Annotated in this window: 18 protein-coding genes and 2 pseudogenes; 15 read left to right on the top strand and 5 right to left on the bottom strand. The window is 39.2% G+C overall.

Annotated elements, in window-relative coordinates; genetic code table 11:
- Positions 1-68: 68 nt before the first annotated feature.
- The 8 genes and pseudogenes from MKY15_RS18910 (at position 69) to MKY15_RS18875 (ending at position 8,382) form a co-directional block, all read left to right on the top strand.
- Positions 69-1,028, top strand: a pseudogene (locus tag MKY15_RS18910) (GNAT family N-acetyltransferase).
- Between the two features lie 110 nt (positions 1,029-1,138).
- A complete protein-coding gene (locus tag MKY15_RS18905; RefSeq protein WP_342538238.1) occupies positions 1,139-2,617 on the top strand; it encodes an amidase family protein in 1,479 nt (492 codons plus the stop codon).
- Between the two features lie 631 nt (positions 2,618-3,248).
- Entirely contained in the window at positions 3,249-3,746 is a 498-nt protein-coding gene (locus MKY15_RS18900) for a sigma-70 family RNA polymerase sigma factor (protein WP_342538237.1), read from the top strand.
- Positions 3,747-5,042 (top strand): DUF4179 domain-containing protein, encoded by a 1,296-nt coding sequence (locus tag MKY15_RS18895; RefSeq protein ID WP_342538236.1) that lies wholly within the window; start codon positions 3,747-3,749, stop codon positions 5,040-5,042.
- 233 nt (positions 5,043-5,275) lie between these two features.
- The gene (locus MKY15_RS18890) at positions 5,276-5,719 is read left to right on the top strand and encodes a lipoprotein (protein WP_342538235.1); all 444 of its coding nucleotides are present in this window, start codon (positions 5,276-5,278) and stop codon (positions 5,717-5,719) included.
- A 284-nt stretch (positions 5,720-6,003) separates the two neighbouring features.
- Positions 6,004-6,705 (top strand): TIGR02206 family membrane protein, encoded by a 702-nt coding sequence (locus MKY15_RS18885; protein ID WP_342538233.1) that lies wholly within the window; start codon positions 6,004-6,006, stop codon positions 6,703-6,705.
- A gap of 116 nt (positions 6,706-6,821) precedes the next feature.
- Positions 6,822-7,553, top strand: a complete 732-nt coding sequence (locus tag MKY15_RS18880) for an EcsC family protein (protein ID WP_342538232.1) — start codon at positions 6,822-6,824, stop codon at positions 7,551-7,553.
- Between the two features lie 28 nt (positions 7,554-7,581).
- Positions 7,582-8,382 (top strand): DUF4097 family beta strand repeat-containing protein, encoded by an 801-nt coding sequence (locus MKY15_RS18875; RefSeq protein WP_342538230.1) that lies wholly within the window; start codon positions 7,582-7,584, stop codon positions 8,380-8,382.
- A 14-nt stretch (positions 8,383-8,396) separates the two neighbouring features.
- Here the strand turns inward: MKY15_RS18875 and MKY15_RS18870 are convergent, their stop codons facing one another.
- Positions 8,397-9,011 (bottom strand): nucleotidyltransferase family protein, encoded by a 615-nt coding sequence (locus MKY15_RS18870; RefSeq protein WP_342538229.1) that lies wholly within the window; start codon positions 9,009-9,011, stop codon positions 8,397-8,399.
- Positions 9,008-10,012: an XdhC family protein gene (locus MKY15_RS18865; RefSeq protein ID WP_342538228.1), complete on the bottom strand. Its 1,005-nt coding sequence runs from the start codon at positions 10,010-10,012 to the stop codon at positions 9,008-9,010. Before MKY15_RS18865 ends, MKY15_RS18870 begins: the two co-directional genes overlap by 4 nt.
- A 141-nt stretch (positions 10,013-10,153) precedes the next feature.
- On the opposite strand from MKY15_RS18865, the gene MKY15_RS18860 reads away from it, so the two are divergent.
- From MKY15_RS18860 to MKY15_RS18840, 5 genes are all read left to right on the top strand, one after another.
- Entirely contained in the window at positions 10,154-11,029 is an 876-nt protein-coding gene (locus MKY15_RS18860; protein ID WP_342538227.1) for a YIEGIA family protein, read from the top strand.
- A gap of 73 nt (positions 11,030-11,102) precedes the next feature.
- The gene (locus MKY15_RS18855; RefSeq protein ID WP_067209356.1) at positions 11,103-11,294 is read left to right on the top strand and encodes a hypothetical protein; all 192 of its coding nucleotides are present in this window, start codon (positions 11,103-11,105) and stop codon (positions 11,292-11,294) included.
- A 24-nt stretch (positions 11,295-11,318) separates the two neighbouring features.
- Positions 11,319-13,664, top strand: a complete 2,346-nt coding sequence (locus MKY15_RS18850) for a xanthine dehydrogenase family protein molybdopterin-binding subunit (protein ID WP_342538226.1) — start codon at positions 11,319-11,321, stop codon at positions 13,662-13,664.
- Entirely contained in the window at positions 13,661-14,497 is an 837-nt protein-coding gene (locus tag MKY15_RS18845; RefSeq protein WP_082786571.1) for an FAD binding domain-containing protein, read from the top strand. Before MKY15_RS18850 ends, MKY15_RS18845 begins: the two co-directional genes overlap by 4 nt.
- On the top strand, positions 14,497-14,988 hold the full coding sequence (locus tag MKY15_RS18840; RefSeq protein WP_342539785.1) for a (2Fe-2S)-binding protein: 492 nt from the start codon (positions 14,497-14,499) through the stop codon (positions 14,986-14,988). Before MKY15_RS18845 ends, MKY15_RS18840 begins: the two co-directional genes overlap by 1 nt.
- A gap of 19 nt (positions 14,989-15,007) precedes the next feature.
- On the opposite strand, the gene MKY15_RS18835 is transcribed toward MKY15_RS18840, so the two are convergent.
- From MKY15_RS18835 to MKY15_RS18825, 3 genes are all read right to left on the bottom strand, one after another.
- On the bottom strand, positions 15,008-15,337 hold the full coding sequence (locus MKY15_RS18835; RefSeq protein WP_342538225.1) for a hypothetical protein: 330 nt from the start codon (positions 15,335-15,337) through the stop codon (positions 15,008-15,010).
- Between the two features lie 260 nt (positions 15,338-15,597).
- On the bottom strand, positions 15,598-15,993 hold the full coding sequence (locus MKY15_RS18830) for a hypothetical protein (RefSeq protein WP_231885665.1): 396 nt from the start codon (positions 15,991-15,993) through the stop codon (positions 15,598-15,600).
- 90 nt (positions 15,994-16,083) lie between these two features.
- A complete protein-coding gene (locus MKY15_RS18825) occupies positions 16,084-17,355 on the bottom strand; it encodes a LysM peptidoglycan-binding domain-containing protein (protein ID WP_338656677.1) in 1,272 nt (423 codons plus the stop codon).
- A 1,023-nt stretch (positions 17,356-18,378) separates the two neighbouring features.
- Between MKY15_RS18825 and MKY15_RS18820 the strand changes: the two are divergent.
- Together MKY15_RS18820 and MKY15_RS18815 are read left to right on the top strand one after the other, a co-directional pair.
- A pseudogene (locus MKY15_RS18820) lies at positions 18,379-18,858 on the top strand (GNAT family N-acetyltransferase).
- A 752-nt stretch (positions 18,859-19,610) separates the two neighbouring features.
- Positions 19,611-20,123, top strand: coding sequence for an HAD-IIIA family hydrolase (locus MKY15_RS18815; protein WP_067209342.1), 513 nt, complete (start codon positions 19,611-19,613; stop codon positions 20,121-20,123).
- Positions 20,124-20,277: the final 154 nt, after the last annotated feature.

Raw genomic sequence — 20,277 nt, 5'->3', positions numbered from 1 at the left:
TGAATAAAACATTAGGATTATTATGATAAAATGGAAGTGGGAAAAGAAAATGGAGGAGAACATAAAAAATGCCAATGATAACTATTGAAAAGGCATCAATAGCATGCGGAACTATTAACGAAGATTAAGAAAAAAACATTTGATGAAGAGGCTAGAAAATGGCTGCCAAAACAAAAGGATATTATTGATTATAATATCCAACCTTCAAACTATGCTTCAATCGAAGTTGCTAAATATATGATTAGAGAATTGAATTATTATAAGATTATCTATAATGGAGAGATTGTCGGTGGTGTTGTTACATTGTCGGGGAAAACTCACGGGAGAATTGACCGTTTATTTATAATTCCTTCATTTCAAGGGAAAGGCATAGGCTCAAAAGTCATTGGTTTATTAGAAGAATCGTTCGCTAAAGTTTTAACTTGGGACCTGGAAACCTCTAGTAGACAACTTAATGATCACTACTTTTACGAAAAATTGGGCTTTAAGAAAACCTTTCAAACTGAAGAGGAATACCGTTACAAAAAGCGGAAAAAAGTGTTTCGTTAGGAGTAGATTTACAAAGCCAAAGTTTAGAAATTAGGAATTTTCAAGTTCAAAATAAAGACCTTTCTAACATACAGTATGAAAATTGCGGTATGGTTGAAACCGATTATTATCAGGTTAACCTAACGGGCAGTTCATTTGATAATAGTAATCTGATGAAAATCCATTTTAACAATTGCAATCTTAGCCATTCAAAGTTTCAAAACATAAATCTAAGAGATACTCTGATTGCTGATTTAAATCTATCAAACAGTGATTTTACGCTGGTTACATTGGGCGGGGTTCATTTCACTGATACAAATCTTGGTGAAACAAAAGCGCCACTATCTTTTGAGAGGTGCGATCTTGAAGGAAGCAAGTTTATTGACTGTAATCTTAAGAATATTGATATACAACAAAGTGAGTTTTCCGGTATGAAAATTAATGGCATTCTAGTTGAAGAACTACTTGAAGCATATTATCAAGTAACTAAATCACCATAAAGAGGCATTCGTGAAAAGTGTCTTCAAAAAAAGAACATATGATTTAAAATAGAAAAATGACTTGTGACAATTAAATAAGGGAAATGAAAATGGTTTGAGGGAGGGTTAAAGTGGAAATTAATTTCAATAATTTTTTTAGAGAAGAATTAACGATTAATGATATACAAGCAGCTATGGAAAACGGAGAAGTAACGTCAAAAGAGTTGATCATGTATTACCTCTATAGAATAGCAAAGTATGATCAAAATGGTACAAAAATAAATTCTGTCCTTGAAATAAATCCTGATGCAATCTTTATCGCTGAAGCACTAGATTACGAAAGAAAAACAAAGGGTGTTAGAGGACCTTTACATGGTATTCCTGTATTACTTAAAGACAATATTGAAACAAATGATTCCATGCATACGAGTGCAGGAACAATCGCATTAGAAAGTCATAGTAGTAGTGAAGATGCATTCCTTGTTGAAAAACTTCGCAAAGCAGGTGCGGTGATCTTAGGTAAGGCAAATATGACAGAATTAGCGAATGGGATGTCGAATACAATGTGGGCAGGCTATAGTTCCAGAGGTGGGCAAGTACTGAACCCATATGGTGATGCTGAACTTTATGTTGGTGGATCGAGCTCAGGCTCTGCTGTGGCAGTTGCGGCAAATTTTACAGTATTGTCAGTTGGCACTGAAACAGATGCTTCTATTCTAAGTCCGGCGGTTACAAACTCGGTGGTAGGTATAAAACCTACTGTTGGATTGATTAGCCGTACTGGAATAATCCCTTTCACATATTCTCAAGACACGGCAGGACCAATGGCAAGAACGGTTACGGACGCAGCAATTTTATTAGGAGCTTTAGCTGGTGTCGATAAACTTGACGCTGCAACTCATAAAAGTGAAGGAAGGCAACAACAGGATTATTCAATTTACTTGGATTCTGTGGGGTTAAAGGGTGCTAAAATAGGTGTATTCACCAACGCTTCTAAAAAGTTTTATGAATCTGAGGAATACGATGATGAATTATTTAAGAATGCCATTCAAACCTTTAGTGAAGAAGGTGCTATGGTCATTAAGGATATCGAAATCCCTTCTTTTCATAGAGAGTGGAAAAGGGTGGTATTAATATCTGAGTTGAAACATAGCTTAGAAAATTATCTTTCCAAGCTTCCCTCTCATTTGCCTGTACACTCTATAACTGAATTGATTCAGTTTAATAACAGTGCCGCAGATAGAGCATTAAAATATGGGCAGAATAAGTTGGAGGAAATGGTTGGATTGCCTAACACGCTTAGGAATCCTGAATATTTGAAGGCAAAACTGGATGATTTATATTTTTCTCAGATAGGAATTGATTCTGCTTTAAAAAAGTATGATCTAGATGCTATTCTTTTTCCATCCTATATAGGTTCAACGATCTGCGCCAAAGCTGGGTATCCTTCCATTGCTATTCCTGCGGGCTATATGAGAAGTGGACGACCTTTTGGTATAACTTTGGCAAGTACTGCTTTTAATGAAGGGATTTTAATAAAACTTGCCTATGCATTTGAACAGGCTACTAATCATCGAAAAATACCTAACTTGATATATCACGAAAGTTAAATTGATGAGCAGCTATTTTGCGGTACTGTCACTCATTCAAACACTGCACTTTTCCATATTATCTCTAATGGATGTACCAAAAAGCACCCGATAAAGCGGCGGAGAGTGATAGGTAGCCTTACCGTCTTTTTCGCTAAATTAAAAACTCGTTATTGTTATTCAATCGTACTCTATACGATAAGAAATTGTATATCGCTCAATAATTGAGCTGAGATTGTTATTAATTACTATAATTCGAGCAAAAAGGAGGGATAAAAAAATATCTTATCCATATTGGATGAAATGAAACATGGATTTTGTCTGTATTACTTCACTTAACGGGGACTCTCTTGTAAATTTGGTAACCTGAATAGTTGTTTTCTTTCTTGCCAAAAAGAATATAAAATATTCGATGGAATCATTGCTTTTATTCCTAATTTCAATCTTGGCGAATGTCTCTTTAATCCAAAAGATAAATGGTCACAAGAGTTAATTCACTCAAGTTATGAGGTTTCACCAATTATTTTGCTAACTAATAGAAGGAGTTAAGCAACGAGTTCACTAAATTTAGTTGAACTCGTTTTTTATTGAAAAAAATAAAATGAACGATTTACCAGTTTGAGCTGTCTAATAGGTAACAGGGGGTGGGAGTATGGAGCTGGATTTGGCGAAAAGGGCCATTGCGGGTGATGAACAGGCATTGGTGAAGCTGTTGGCACAACATGAAGATACGCTCTATCGTACGGCTTATGCGTATTTGAAAAATGAGCATGATGCTGTTGAAGCTATGCAAGAGCTGACGTATCGAGCTTTAAAAAAGATGCATACCGTCAAAGAACCAACGTACATAGCAACCTGGCTTGTCCGAATTATCATCAATATTTGCCTAGATATGAAAAAGAAACAAGAGAAATTAGTCTACAATCATGAAATTGAACTAGCGTCGACAGATCATCAACCATTTGAAATGGCCGATATTATCACAAGTCTGCCAACAGAACAACAAGAACTTATCTATTTAAAATACTTCCAGGATCTGAAGAACGGAGAAATTGCACACTTGAAGCAAATTCCCGAAGGTACTGTGAAATCAAGGCTACATAAGACGTTAAAAAGATTACGCGTACTCATTGCAAAGGAGGAACTATAAATGACCAACTTGAATGAGCAGGACTGGCAGAAGCTAACTGAGGAATTGGAAGCGATTGAAATTCCTAAAGAAGCATTGCATCAAGCACGTACAAAGGCCATCCATCAGCATCGGTTGACCAAGAAGAGAAAGCGCCGTCTGTATTCAGTCGCCAGTGTAGCTGTTATTGTACTGCTACTTTTTGTGACGTCGATTCGCGTTTCTCCTGTGTTTGCACAGGCGGTGGCCAAAATTCCAGGGTTTTCTTCTGTCGTTGGCATGATTGCTTATGATAAAGGAATTAGTGACATTGTAGAAAATAATTACTATGAAGAACTCGGAATTGTGGTAACGCAAGGCGACTATACCTTGACTTTACAGAATGTCGTAGCTGATCATTCGGGTATGACTATATTTTATAAGCTTGAATCCCCCTTTGATCTTTCTAAAGTGAGTATAACTTCTTTAGAGGTGTCTCAACAAGGTATTCCATTTGGTGTCGCAAGTTCATACAATGTCTCTAGATCGGGTGAAAGGACTGTACAGGAAGACAAAGTTGAAATTACGTCTGCTGATGAATTATCGTATGCTAATATGTCATTTGAATTTAATTTGGACTTGAGTGATCCATCAGAGACAAAGTTCGCCGTGCCATTTACACTCACCAAGCCCATTAAACAACCAAAAGTATATGAAGTGAACCAATCTGTTGTCGTAGATGGTCAAAAAATTGACATTAAACAATTGAAAATTTCGCCGTTACGCGCAGAAATCCGACTAACTACTGACGAACAAAACACAATGCATTTACTAAAGTTTACATCGGTTCGTTTGATTGATGAGAATGGTGAAGATTGGGGTCAACTAAGAAATGGAGATGGCGGTCTATTGCGTGATGGCGAAGTAAGTTTATTCATGCAGAGCAATTACTTCAGGCAGCCGAAAAAACTAACGTTAGTGATGGAGAGGATCGAAGCACTTCCAAAAGGCTCGGATTATATCGAGGTCGATTTTGAGCAACAGAAAGTGCTGTATGTGCCGAGTGGACTGGATATTGCTGTGCAAGTGCCATCCCGCAATACATTGGAAGTCACTTATCGACCTGGCGGTTGGCTATTATTGGCTGGATTATTTGACAAAGAAGGCAATGATTTAAGTAATAGTTTAATCGAAATGCATGCTAGCAGAGAAGCACCTTATGTCACAACAGTCTCTACATTTGATTTTGAGAATGAAGTGAATCCAATTCGTCTGAATATTAATAGCTATCCGCTGTATTTGGACGACAAGGTGGAAGTGGATATTCCACTTGATTAATAAGTTTTCGCATCCTACCCATCAATTGAATATTGGCTATCAATTCATCAGGTTTTAAAACATAATGAAAACGATGTCTCTATGAGTAAATGAAATCTCATAAAGGCATCGTTTTTAATTTTCAAATAATGAAATGAATAGGTTGTTAGTAACGTATTAATGATAAAAGATACTTTTAGCAGAGTTAGCTATCTGAACAGAAATAAACCACTATTATTACAAGGAGCGCTGTTGTGAAAAAGCGATTATCGTTAATTGTTCTGATGTTACTATTAACCGGGTGCAATTCGGATTTTTCATTTTCAGAAATAAGCATAGGTAATGCAAATGATGCTGTACAGGAATTTATTGAATATGCTGAAGTGAAGAATGGTAATTATCTCTACCTTGATGGTGAAAAAAATATGTATGTATTTATAAATGGAATTTACGTTAATCAAGGAAATGATGCAGTTTATTTTAGTGACTTTAACGTAAGTGCTCAACAAGACACATTGAACGTGTTTATCAATCAAGAATATGATTCTGACTACTCAAACACCAAATTAAAATATCAAGTATTATATAAAATCAAAACGGTAGAGAAATATGATACGATAAACCTTTTTATCAATGGAAAACCCGTTTCGTTCGATGAAATATTCGGCAATGAACAGTTAATCGTGTATGAAATGTAGATACGCGTAATTGCTAACGACAATATGAGCGGCCCAATTTTGAAAGCTATTCATATGTGTCAACAAAACATATTGAAGGATCCTGAGAAGTCTTTGGATACATGATGACTACGCCTACTTGCAACTCCGAGTATTTCAATGGTTTTCCTGTCGCTATGAAGGTATCTTACATAAAGATAGGCTATCCGGAATCAGCAAAAACGTATAAAATGGATAATAAGGTCGGTAAAGTGGATATTGTTTATAGATCAAGATAAAAGGACTTACAGAAATGGGGTACAAGGATGGCTGGCTATAGTGAACCTTCCTTCTTACTATTTTCAATGGAGCATATGGCGGCAATAGGCGTGTTGTGCCTATCCATCTTATTGTTATTTATTTTAAGAAGGCGATGGTCGGTGTCGTCGAAGTATGAACGCCTTTTTGCGTTGACTTTATTGGTAATGGAAGTCTTTTATCATGTTTGGATGATTGTAACTGGGAGATGGGGATTTAGCGATTCGTTGCCGCTAGAATTATGCAGCATTAGTTTACTTGTTGCGATTGTTCTCTTATGGACAGGGAATAGGCATTTGTATGATTTCATCTTTTTTGCAGGTATTGGAGGGGCGCTTCAAGCGATGGCGACTCCTGTATTAGATGTTGGATTCCCGCATTTCAGGTATTTCCACTTTTTTTACACGCATATTGGAATCATAATAACGGCACTATACTTTACGTGGATGAAAGAATACAGACCTACTTTTATAGGAATCATCAAGACAATGATTATTTTAAACTTGTTGTTGCCACTTATATTTGCGGTTAATGTGTTTTTCCAAGGCAACTATATGTTCTTAAGGGAAAAACCAGTCAACGGAAGTTTGCTTGACTACTTAGGACCCTATCCGTGGTACATTTTAGCGCTCGAAGGAGTAGCATTTTTGATCTTCGTCTGTTTGTGGCTACTATTTAGAAAGTGGCGTTTTCGTGATGGGTCACGTTAACTACATCTTAAGACTGAGTTGCAATCACTTCTCAGGTCCATTTGAATTAAAATCCTATCCATTATACTAATTTGTAATCAGTGAATTGATTGCAACAGAGAGAAGGGTACAGAATTATGGTTGACTATACGATGAAAGTTCAAGAGGAGTTGCATTTTTGGAAGCGGAAAATGACAAAGCGATCAGGCATTATTAGCCGTACGTCAAAAAAAGCGCAAATGAAAGTGAATGGTCTTATTCCAGAAAAGTTTCATCAGGTAATGACAGAGAGCATAAAAAACATGGTGAAAGTCACTTTGGTCGGCTCTACTATCACGACGAAAAAAAGGCAATCAACCGTGCTAAGTCTATATGAGAGGGATGAGTTATTTAAGGAAAAGCTTTCGTCATTCCGCAAAACTGCTGTTATTGAAGGTGCAGGAACTGGAGCAGGGGGAATAATGCTAGGCCTTGTCGACTTTCCGCTTCTATTATCCATTAAAATGAAGTTTCTGTTTGAAGCCGCTGCGGTTTATGGATTTGATACGAATGAATATGAAGAGCGATTGTTCATTTTACATGTGTTCCAGCTTGCATTTTCAAGTGAGGAAACAAGGAAAGAGACATTATCTATTATTGAGAATTGGGAAGAAGAGAAACTTCTGATTGCTGATATGGATTGGAGGGACTTTCAGCAAGAATACCGAGATTACATTGATTTAGTGAAAATGTTTCAATTAATTCCTGGCTTCGGCGCGATTGTCGGCGCGTTTGCCAACTATAATCTGCTTGACCAGCTCGGGGAAGCGGCTATGAATTCATATCGGCTTCGTTTAATGCAAAGAACCTCGGATACAGAAAAAACTTAAAATCATAAATAAGGAGGTTTGGCATAAAATGTTTATTAGAAATAAAGTGTTCATTATCGTAGCGTTGGTATTGCTTATTGTTGGTGGAATTGCATTGATGTTCAATTCCGGGAATCACTTTGAAAATAACGCCAAGAAAAAAGTGATTGATGATCAATCATTTACGAGTATTGAAATTTTGACGACCAATGCAATGGTCGAGATTGTGCCAACCAAAGATTCGATAACGACAGTGTCGTATTCAGGGAAGACAAAGAAAAGGTCGAAATTCATTTTCGAGGCTGTTGTAAAAGAAAACACACTATCTGTTCAGTTCAAAGAAAAGCGGCGAAGTTTCATTAACTTTGGCTTATCCTCATTAAACTTAAAGCTAATCGTGAAAGTGCCTGAAAAACAGTATGATCGAATTCAAGCGGAAAGCAATAACGGCCGGATCAAAGTGGAGAATATTCAAACGAAAGAGTTGGCACTGGAGACAGACAATGGCACGATTGAGTTAAAAACCATTGATGCTACAGCTGTCAATGTTAAAACTGATAACGGAGCAATTATCCTAGATCATGTTGACGGTACGATTGTCGGAAGAACAGATAACGGGAGAATTTCCCTTGTAACAAACAATTTAGATCGACCGATTGAATTAACGACAGATAACGGTAAAATCGAGATTCAAACTGAAAAGGAACCGACGAATGCTACGATTGACGTTAAAACGGACAACGGAAGAATCGATGTTTTTGGATATGAAAACAAACATACGAAGTTCGGAAATGGTGAGAATTTAATTAAATTAAGAACGGATAATGGAAGAATAACGATAACGAAATGATAGGATACATTCTATCATTTCGTTTTTTCTATTAATTGGAGTGCTTCGTAATCAGCCTCTGTATCGACATCGAATACTAGCCTCTTATCAGCACAGGGTAATAGCTTTCCCATTTGGAGAAAATCACCTTGTAAAATTGCTTTTGCTCCTTTATCTCCGCGTAACTCCATCAGTTCGTTGTACATGGAAGACGAAAAAAGGACAGGCGGCATGATTGTCTGTTCATATGTGGTAGCGACGAATCTGCACATCTGGTTGTTATTCGTGCACGCAATCATTTCTTCGAGCATTTGGACGGTGATAAAAGGTTGATCCGCCAATATGACGATGACGGCATCCATGCGATCAGTTTGTGCCTCTTGAATGCCGTAGCGCAATGATTCGGATTGGCCATTATGAGCAGTTGGACATTTTATGAATGAACATCTCGCATCTAGTTTCATTTCAGCGGGAAGCCAATCTGCATCGTCCTTATCCTTTGTAATGATATAGACTTTATCGAGCGATGATTTCAAAGCTGTTTCAAGCGCTAAGCTACCTACTGTCATGGTTCCAACAGGTAGTGCTAATTTATTACTCCCCATACGGCTGCTGTTTCCAGCGGCAAGATAAATACCTGCGATTTTCATGAAATTCCCCCGCGTCTCACTGCTATAAGTTCTGCTACAATACTAACAGCGATTTCCTCAGGTCCATCTGCACCAATAGAAAGCCCTATAGGTGAATGAATCCAATTGGGAATTTCTTCGCCTAGTAAACGTTCAGTTCGTTTTTTTGACCCTAAAATACCAAGGTACAATAATTGATGGTCGCGGAGTCTATGCATTAGTTTCGCATCCAACTGGAAATCATGCGTCATAATGACAACTGAATCGAGTGGACTTAAAGAGATATTGTCGATTAGTTTCTCGGTGTCGTCAACCTGAAAAGATACTGCAGTAGGAAAATGAATTTCATTACAAAGTGCACTCCGAGAATCAAGCAGATGAACCGCATACCCAACGTTTACAGCAAGTCGTGCAAGCGGCCGTGCATCAACGCCTGCACCGATTATATAAAGGGCAGGTTGAGGCCATATAAGTTGAAAATACATCATTTCGTCTTCGTCGTCCTTACTTTTTTGTCCTACTTTGTTTTGAAACGGAGTGAAGGCATCTAGTTCGAAGGGGATTTCACTTTGCCAGTGGTCGAGGCAGTTTTTGCTTTCATTTAAAAATGCATAGTTGTCAAACTCACTTATTGATTGGATAAATAAAACGGGTTCCATGGCCAAGAACTGTTTGTGCATTAAGGTTAGAAAGTGCCGGAAATCATTATCGATATCGCGCACAAATATTGAGACAACTCCATTGCATCCCGCACCACGCCCCCAACCAAGGTCATCTTTAGCACTTAAGTCATAGTGAACAATTTCTACTTTTCCTGTATTAAACATTTCTATGGCACGATTATGTAAATCACTTTCAAGACAACCACCGCTGATGATACCTGTATGTGTACCATCCTCTTGAATGAGCATCCAAGTACCTTCTTTCCGGTAAGCTGATCCTTCCACCTGAATAATTATCGCAAGTACAACGGGTTGGGTATCAATCAAAACAATTTCAATCATTTGCTGAATCGATTGCAAATCCACACCTCATTTCTTTCCACCCACTGTCGCCATTTAGCTAACCTTCTATTCATTCTCTAATATCGTTACCACATTATAATCTGTCGTTGTTTTGGTTAGAATGCGAGAGAAGTATATAACTTTTCGGGGGTGTAGTATTTGGATAACTATTTACTTCCGGTCGTAGTCGGAATTGTTTTTGGATTTGTGGCACGAACACTCTTGTTACGTACTGATTTTCGGCAATACCCAACGTATCCGACAGGGCGAATCATTCACCTTTCCTTTGGTTTCATTGCGGCATTCATCGGTGCCGTAGCGATTCCAGCAGTGTTGGAATCTGATTGGACTGCCGTGACATTCCTTGGTCTTGCTGCTACACAGTTTCGTGAAGTTCGGAAGATGGAAAGGGAGTCACTTCAAAATATCGATAACTTCGAACTTGTAGAGCGTGGGACGCCATTTATTGAGGGGATGGCACAAGCGTTTGAAAGTCGGAATTATTTAGTGATGTTCACGGCTCTTATCACTACATTGTGTGCTGTGTTTTCCTTCTGGTTGGGAATTATCGGTGGGATTGTCATGCTAGTCATGGTGAAGTTCAATATGTCAGGACAGTTATTGAATGCAATCGCGGATGTTACAGAAGCAGAGATTCGTTTTGAAGGTCCGACGCTTTTTGTGGGTGATATCCTTATTAAAAATGTAGGACTGAAAGATACAAGAAAAATAATTACCGAAAAGGCAGTTGGTGCAATTATCATCCCGAAAAATCAAAACAGTATTGTCACTTTGTCCTTCCTAGGGCAGCGACAAGCAATGTTGCACCATGTTGCTACTGTACTGGGCAGTTATCTAGATTCCGGTGAACCGGCATTGATTCCACTTACGAAAAGAGATATGGAGGACGGGCGAATCGCATTGTTCTTTTTGCCGCGGGAAAAAGATTTCCATCAAATCAAGGCCGTATTAGACAATGTCCCCGTATTGGATAGTGCAATCCGGATGCCTAAAGAAGCGGATAAAGGAAAATAGGGGAACTAAATCTAAAATGCGTGACGTTTAAAGGACAGTAATCTGGAGTCTGTACTATAAGGAGTTGAGTGGTTTGGAAAATCAGCATGCAGAGATTGTCGCTATCATCACGATAAAACCAGAATCACTACAGGGCGGCGGCGCGCCTGTTTTCATTGTGAAAGATCAAAAGGAATTACAGAAAATCAGCATGACACTAGAGAAGATAATGGATGCTTCAGCGCATGAAGTTGACACGGATACACTTGTTATTGTTGCACGTTAAATTTTGTCCAGGAGGCGTTTGTGAATGACGAATAAAATATGGACAACGGTTGGCAAGTCTGAACAACGAATTGATGTGGTAGAAAAATCGACGGGCAAAGTTAGATATGTTGGGGATTATTCGGTACCTGGCCTAATGCACGCGAAACTTGTGAAAAGCACTCAAGCACATGCCTTGATCAAATCCATTGACACGACTGAAGCGTGGAAAATGCCTGGCGTGCGTGCAATCGTGACAGGAGAGGTTTTCCCATTTCATATTGGCCCGATTCTTGCAGACCGCCCACCATTGGCATTCGGCAAGGTGCGGTATTATGGGGAGCCGATAGCAATTGTTGTGGCGGATTCTGAACATCAAGGAAAACTGGCGGCAAACAAGGTAAAAGTAGAATACGAACCGCTCCCCGTCGTGAATTCAGTCCAGCAGGCATTCCAAGCTGACGCACCATTAGTACATGACAATTCCGGAGACTATACAAAAATAATCGATAACGTCTATCCTGTCCCTGGTACAAATATCGGCAGTCACATTAAAATCCGTAAAGGAGATATCGGAACTATCTGGGCGAATTGTGCAGAAACGATATCGGCTTCTTATTCATTCAACCTTTCCGATCATGCCGCGATGGAAACGCGAAGTACCCGGGTGGAGATCAATCCGGACGGGAAAGTGATTATCCATTCCTGTTCTCAATCCCCCTATATGATAAAAAAGGTATTTAACCAGTTTTTTAATATTGAAGTAGGTAATGTTATCGTTCACATCCCGTTGATTGGTGGTGCTTTCGGTGGGAAAGGAGCTATTCAATTAGAGCCACTTGCTTATTTGGCATCGAAAGCTGTCGGTGGGAAAATGGTCAGGCTACAGTATGAGCGCGAAGAGGATATGATAACCGCCCCGTGTCATATCGGACTTGATGCAACGATAAAACTGGGTGTGACGAAAGAAGGGAAATTGATGGCGGGACAGTATACCTTCCTCGTTGATTCAGGTGCTTATACAGACCATGGGGCGGGTATAACGCAGGCAATTGCACTCGATTGTACGGGGCCATATAATGTTCCAAATGTATGGTGTGACTCCTACTGCATGTATACGAATCATCCGTTCGCAACGTCATACCGAGGCTATGGGCATCCCGAGCTGACTTTTGCTGTTGAGAGAACGATGGACATATTAGCTAAGCAATTGAATATGGATCCGATTGAATTACGAATATTGAATGTGATTAAACCCGGAGACACAACACCTACCCAAACAGTACTCACTACAAATAATATAGGGGATACTGAAAAATGTATTATTCGAGTAAAAGAATTGATTGGCTGGGATGAAGGGCAAAGAATCGCAGTTGGTGAAAATTTAGTGCGCGCAAAGGGAATCAGTTTGTTTTGGAAAACGTCGAAGACTGCGACGAATGCCCAAGCAGGAGCAGTTATCACATTTGAACCAGATGGAGCTGTGAATTTAAACTGTGCTGCGATTGAGCTTGGACAAGGAACGAAAACCACCCTTGCACAGATTCTTGCTGAAAAGTTGAATATGCCGATGGATAAAATTCACGTGATCATGGAAGTGAATACACAGTATGATCCACATCAATGGAGCACCGTAGCGAGCAGCACGACATTCTTAGCGGGACGTGCAGTACTAGCTGCCGCTGAAAGTGCAATTAAGCAAATGAAAAAAACGGCTTCCATCGTATTGCAATGTTCTGAAGAGGATTTGGAAGTGGGAGGCGGACGCGTCTATTTAGTACCTGACCCCGCTTACGGAGTCGAAATAAAGGACATTGCTTTAGGTTACACATTACCTAGCGGCCATGCGGTAGGCGCGCAGATTATAGGAACTGGTTCTTATATTCAGCGCCATTTGACACCGATGGATAAGGAGACTGGTTTCGGGAAACCGGGGTCATGGTGGTCTGTCGGTTCACAGGCGGTAGAAGTCGAATTGGATGAACGTAATTTCACGTACAAAATACTTAAAGCTGTCACGGTGCTTGACGGCGGTACCATTATTAATCCCATGATGGCGACGCAGCAAATGCGGGGCGGCATGTATTTAGGGTTAAGTTTTGCTAGCAGTGAATCGTTTCATTTTGATGAAAATGGGGTAGTAGAAAACGCGGATCTGCGCACTTATCATATGCTTCGTTACGGGGAACAGCCGGTAGAGTATTTGGTCGATTTTATCGAAACACCATTTGCGGACGGACCGTATGGTGCACGGGGAATCGGGGAACACGGAGTAATCGGTATGGCACCGGCGTTAGCGAATGGACTTTCCGAGGCTGCGCAAGTTGAATTGAACGAACTACCGCTCATTCCAGAATTAATATGGAAAACAAAGAAGGAGAGCGGACAATGATTGCATTCGATTTTAACTACTATAAGCCTTCAACCATTGCGGAAGCTATAGAGACGTATATTACAGCGACTAGTCTCCGAAAAAAAGTTATCTATTATTCAGGAGGAACAGAATTCATTACGTTCGCACGGACGAATAAAATGCATGCCGATGTGGTAATTGATATTAAAGGGATTCCTGAATGCAATATATGTGAAATCCAGGGAGGGCAGCTTATTATTGGTGCGGCGATTTCGTTAAATAAACTGGTGGAAACAAATCTGTTTCCCTTATTAAGCCAAACTGTTAAGCAAATTGCCAATCATTCTTCACGAAACAAAATTACGATAGGCGGTAATATAAATAGTCAATTGATATATCGGGAAGGCGTTTTACCATTTCTATTAGCGGATGCAAAGGTGAAGATCGCCTCACAGGGAGAAGAAAAAGTTGTTTCATTGAAAAAAATATTCGATCGAAAGATGACTTTAGATGAAGGCACATTCCTTGTTCAAATTATCGTCGATGCATCATTTATCGATTTGCCTTACCTTAGTTTGAAACGGACTCAAATGACTAAAGTGGGTTATCCTGTCGTCACTTTGGCGGCTTTGTTGAAAGAGAACCAAATCCGTGTCGCTTTTAGCGGGTTGTGTAGTTTTCCATTTCGTTCAAAGAAGATAGAAGCGATTGTTAATGATGATTCATTATCTGAGAGGGAAAGAATAGAACAAATAGCCTCCCATCTTCCAGCATCAATTGTGGATGACTCGCATGCATCCGCAGCTTACCGTGGATTCGTGTTAAAAAACCTGTTAGTAGATACGTTTGAAGTTTTGGAGGGGAAAAAGTGATCAATTCCATTGATACAACAAAAACAATTATTAAACTTCTTGTGAATGGTGAAACCCATGACGCGGTCATCCGGTCTGCCGATACGCTTTTGCATACATTACGCGAGCAACTTGGCTTAACTGGTGCAAAAAAAGCATGTGAAAACGGCGATTGTGGGGCTTGTACAGTCCTTGTAAACGGGGAACCAATGCATTCATGTCTATCCTTGTCAGTTGAAGCGGTAAATGAACCAATTATAACAATCGAGGGGTTGTTGGATTCTCCGGTTCAAAAAGCATTCATTGAGAAATGGGCCATTCAATGCGGCTACTGCACGTCAGGGTTTATCGTCAATGCACATGCCCTTATTGAAAAGCATCCTGACGCTGAAGATGAGACGATTGAAGAGTGGCTTCAGTCGAATCTATGCAGGTGTACGGGCTATCAGGAGATTAAAGAAGCAGTAAAAGCGGCGTTACTTGAAAAGAAAAACCTGCCTTCGACTGGTTGAATGAGTCGAAGGCAGGTTTTTAACCTTTTTTGAAGCTATTATTTCCACTATTTAGCGAGTGGATAAGCTGTAAGGTTTGCGCAGCCTGTTCGATTTGTTGCCGAACTTGCTCCAATTGTTGCTGAACTGCGGTAGTCGATTTGGTAACCGCAGTCCCTTGCATTTGAACCAGCAGCTGTGATGCTTGTTGAAGTTGATGCTGTGCTTGTTGCAACAATTGGAGGTCAGTCGTAGAAGTGCTCAACTGAATCGTTTGCATTGCCTGTTGCATTGCTTGTAGTGCTTGTTTCTTTTGACCTTGGAATTGTTGCTCCGTATGTGCTTGGTTCTTATCAGACTGTTGTTTCAAGAGGAAGACTCCTTTCGTTTGAAATAGACTTGTCCTCGTTAGTGTTAGTGAAATCAGTCCTTTTTAATCAATGATTATAGGGACAGATTTGACAATTCAAAACGATATAAAAATAACCCATCCCTGAGTAAATAGCTCATTAGGATGGGTTATTTAAGCTTATTGGTAAGCAGTTGTTACGCTGATTGAGTGGTCTTTTTTATTCTAATCAATCTAATTTCGCGTGAATTATGTCCGGAATACAAAAAAAATCCTCAACCTTACCACTTTAATGTCATTAGTAAATGACAACATTCACCTGGATTTTCATCGTTGTTTAATTCAATACGAATTCCAGTTGGACTAAAATATGTTTTGATTTTTAATGTGATGCCTGTTGATACAATTAATTCATCTACCTTTTTTGTATTTGATAGTTGTGCTGCTTCCATTAACTCATGTGCGAATTCTTTAGAGTTAACGATCTTGCTTGCTAATAAATCCGCTTGTTTCAATAGATCTTGAAATCTTAGGGCCGAAGTATTCAACACTTGCGTATTTATAGATGGAAAAGGACTTGGCGGTCTTAAAATGGTCTGTGGTTGAACATGCTCGTTGTACAGCCACCGTGGATTAGAATAAGGATTGGCCCAGTGTGGATAAGGGTTATAGTGCATAAGAGTGCCTCCATTCCAAGTATCGGGTATCCTATCCTATGTTCAGTGACTCTGTACGGTTAAGGTTATTGGAAGTATCGATAATGAAAACTAGCGTATTTTTCGGATAGTAAAGTTGTCTTCCAGTAACAACCAATTTTGTGGGAATGGGTAACCAAGAACCCAGTAACTAATTCCGCGTAAATTATAGTCCTTTACCACATCAAACTTTGCCTGTGCACTGCGGGCATCTTCGAACCAGACTTCGTGGTTACGCCCCTCTGCATCCGTGTAGCGATAAAATGGTGACTGCGCTATTGGGTCATATTGAATGGCCACCCCATATTGAATAGCCCGGCGAATTGCTTCCTGTTGGCTAAATGTTTCTGCCTCTTGTCCTTGCACATGAGGAAGTAACCAGTCGCGCGCATAGATTTGAAAACCAAACAAGATTTTGTTTCTTGGTATTACGGTAACAGCGTAATCCAGCACCCTTTTTATTTCATTTAGCGGTGAAATTGCCTGTGGAGGACCTAATCGATAACCCCATTCATAGGTCATCAATACGACGAAATCGACAATTCTTCCGTGTTCTGCGTAATCATGTGCTTCATATAACAACCCTTTTTGCTCATCGCTAATCTTTGGAGCAAGGGCTGTTGAGACGGAATAACCTTCCGGATGCAAGCGATCCACTGCACGCTGCAAAAATTGGTTATAGTTTTCACGGTCGGCCGGCAACACATTTTCAAAGTCAATATTTAATCCTTGATAGCCTTTTTCTTTCATGACTTTTAAAATATTTGTTAATAAAACATCCTGGATATCAGTACTTGCAAGGACTGAATGCGCCAGACTAGATCCAGCGGCCGTGGCACTGAAATTTGTAATGGCCATCACAGGAACAACTCTTTCGGCAGCGGCAGATTGAAGCATAGCGGTATCGTCGATGGTACTTAGCCCACCATCTTCACGAATCGTATAAACAAAAGGCATCCAATAGGTTAAATATTGGCCAACTTCTTGAATTTCCCTAGCGCCTGTTTCCCCAGTATTGATTGTGTAAGCATTCACATCAATAACTGGTTTATGGGCGGGGATGGTTAAAATAGTTTCGGATAAAATCATATTGGGATTTTGAATTTGATTTATCTTACTAATTTCTTCGACAGTTGTACCATAACGCTGTGCAATTTGTGTTAAATTCTCACCAGGTTGTACAGTATGTGTCTGAGTAGGTGTTGGAACGACTAGAGCCAACCCACTTACTAGTTTACTTGGACTTTCCAACTGGTTGGCTGTCACGATTTGAGTTACGGTGACGCCGTAACGTTGTGCAATCAACCATAATGTTTCCCCTGGATGTACTACATGAATTTGCATATAGTTCTCTCCTCATATATTCATCTCTTTTATGATATTCAAAAGGGACGGGGGATAGTATTGCAAGAGTGTGAAATACCTCTTTTTGTATTTTTGAAGGTATTATTCCCGCTGTTAAATGATTGAATATATATATGTCACTACTTGTAGATAATCTCAGTAAAAAAGGACGGACTATGGCAATTAACGGACTTCCTAATCATGATATCTAATTACCAAGAATAGTTTTTCATAAATAAATTATTAAAATACCCATAAGATCTCCCCATGCCATCATTAGATAAAGAGAAAGAAGAATTTTCATTCTGGAGGTGGATGGTCATGGCGAAAAGAAACCGAGGAAAAGCAATAAAAAAGCTCCCTTCAAAAGGAAGAGGAGACTGTCCGTTGTGTACTCGAAATAGAATTAAGTTATTATACAATCATAAAACGGAAGCGAAAGAACTCATTAAAGTATGTAAAAACTGCAGGGATAGATAAGCTTACAAGGCTACTTTAAACGACTTTTTCATTTTAAATGTAAGGCATCTTTTTAGATGCCTTTATATTTACATAAAAATGATGATAGAGGTATAAATCTTTCATACAGGAATAGTGGAATTTGGGTTTGGAGGAACGTATGTATGGTATAATAGAAGAGTAATAGAATAGGTGACTCAAGGGTGGTCGGCTCACTTCCGTACGAAAGGGGGTGGTGCCAATGACAGTATTCGAATCGTTAATGTTTGCAATTTCTTTTGCAACATTGATCGTATTGGTACTTGCATTTAACCATAAAAAATAACCCATCCTTGAGTTAAAGGCTCGATGGGTTATCCCTGTCATTTTGCCAATCCCCTTGTAGGGAACCTGCTTATTACATTGACCGTTTGGTGTTAGCGCACCAAGCGGTCTTTTTTATTGTATTCTAATCTTATTCTTATTATACGTTTGAGGGGTTTAACTTTCAAGTGTTTGATTCGAATAAGCTTTTGGATATTTGTATTCTCGAATGAGCTCGGCAAACAATTTAATCATGTTGCGATGAAACCGCATGGTATATTAATGAAAAAGGGGTTGCTGTGTGTGAGGAATGAATTAACGATTAAGGAGCTTCAAACACGTAATGAAATTGTTGAAGCATATCCGATTATGAGGCAGTTGCGAACACATTTGGATGAAGATACCTACTTGGAATTAGTCTGTGAAGCACAGAGAAAGATCGTTACCAACTGTCTGTGTACAAAGTGAAAGGGATATCGTTGCAGTAATCGGTTTCAAGCCAATAATCACACTTTATTATGGTCGATTCATTTGGATTTGTGATTTGGTGACGGATACCACGAAACGGTCTAGTGGGTATGGGGAGAAGTTACTTACCTATGTCCATAAGTGGGCAAAAGACAACGGCTATGAAAGTGTTGCGCTGTCATCAGGCTTGCAACGAACAGCGCACATAGGTTCTATGAAGAGAAAATGGAGTATGACAAAGTGAGTTATGTATTAAAAAAGTCGTTAGAATAGATATTTAAGATAAACAGGGAAGTTAGGTGGTGTATTACTTGGATAACGAATGGTTAGTCATCTGGTTTAATAACAGCGGGACGGTATGAAGTATGAAATCTGAAGAGACTATCGTTGGGGAAGTACTGGCAGACAAAAGTGGAAGAGTTATTTCATCATGAACTATTAGTTAATCTAAGAACGTCTGTATGGTATAATTAAGAGGTAATAGAATAGGTGACTCAAGGGTGGTCGGCTCACTCCCCATGAAAGGGGGTGATGTCGATGTCAGTTTTTGAAACGTTAATGTTTGCTGTAGCTTTCGCAACTTTAATTGTGTTGATTCTGTCATTTAACCATAAAAAATAACCCATCCTTGAGTTAACGGCTCATAGGGATGGGTTATTCTCACTCCGTAAGTGCTGATCCCCTTGTAGGGAACCGACTATTGCATTGATTGATCGATGCTACAACATCGATCAATCTTTTTTTATTCTAGTCAAGCTATATCCTCATTATACGTTTGAATTGCGCCCCTGACAACTTATTAGTATATTTGGATTTAAGTAAATAGCTTAAAGGGAATAGTTCCGATCTTTACCGCCCTAGAAACTCACTTATTATTTCACATCGCTTACTACCTGACTTCCAAATTTTTCTATACTCGAATTGGCTTCTTGTTAAAATCCACTTGAGTTTTCAGCTTCACGCAAGTTGACGAGGCAGGCGGTGTTATCACCCATGAATCAATGAAAAAATAAGGAGTGATTTAATTGAAGGTCGCATTTTTTGATAGGGATGGGACTATTATTGAAGACTATCCTGACCACAAGTGGACGGATATAAAGAATCCTGTGTTTTTAGCCGATTCAGTTCAGACTTTAAAGAGCGTTGACCAAAGAGGCTATGAAATAATTATCATCACGAACCAATATCTAATAAACGAAGGATTTATATCATTAGAGCAGTACCATGACATTACAGCAAAGATGCTATATGAATTATCATGTCATAAAATAAAAATCCTGGATGTATTTCACTGTCCTCACAGTAGGGATGAAGGTTGTGATTGTATAAAACCTCAAACCGGGATGATTATGAATGCAATACTGAAATACCCAAATATAAATATTGATCAATCATTTATGATTGGCGACTCAATCGTTGATGTAGAACTAGCTATCAACATGAAGATGAAGGGGTTTGGAATAGGGGTAGGTTCATCTTCCAATATGAAAAACATTTACGTTCTGGACAATCTCAAAGAGGTACTCGCTTATATATAAATTCACTCCTTATAAGATATGTAATCGCCTATCCTCTTTATCAGCCATCATTTCGTATTCTTAACCAGTGATGACTCTAAGAGGCGAGACGAAACTACAACTTCGAGTGAGGAAATTGTATAATTAGACAAAAGCATTTTAGGAATTGTCTATT

Source organism: Sporosarcina sp. FSL K6-1540 (assembly GCF_038620285.1).
In the GTDB taxonomy this organism is placed as follows: domain Bacteria; phylum Bacillota; class Bacilli; order Bacillales_A; family Planococcaceae; genus Sporosarcina; species Sporosarcina psychrophila.
Note: the sequence above shows the minus strand (reverse complement) of the source record. Positions and strands in the feature narration are given on the sequence as shown.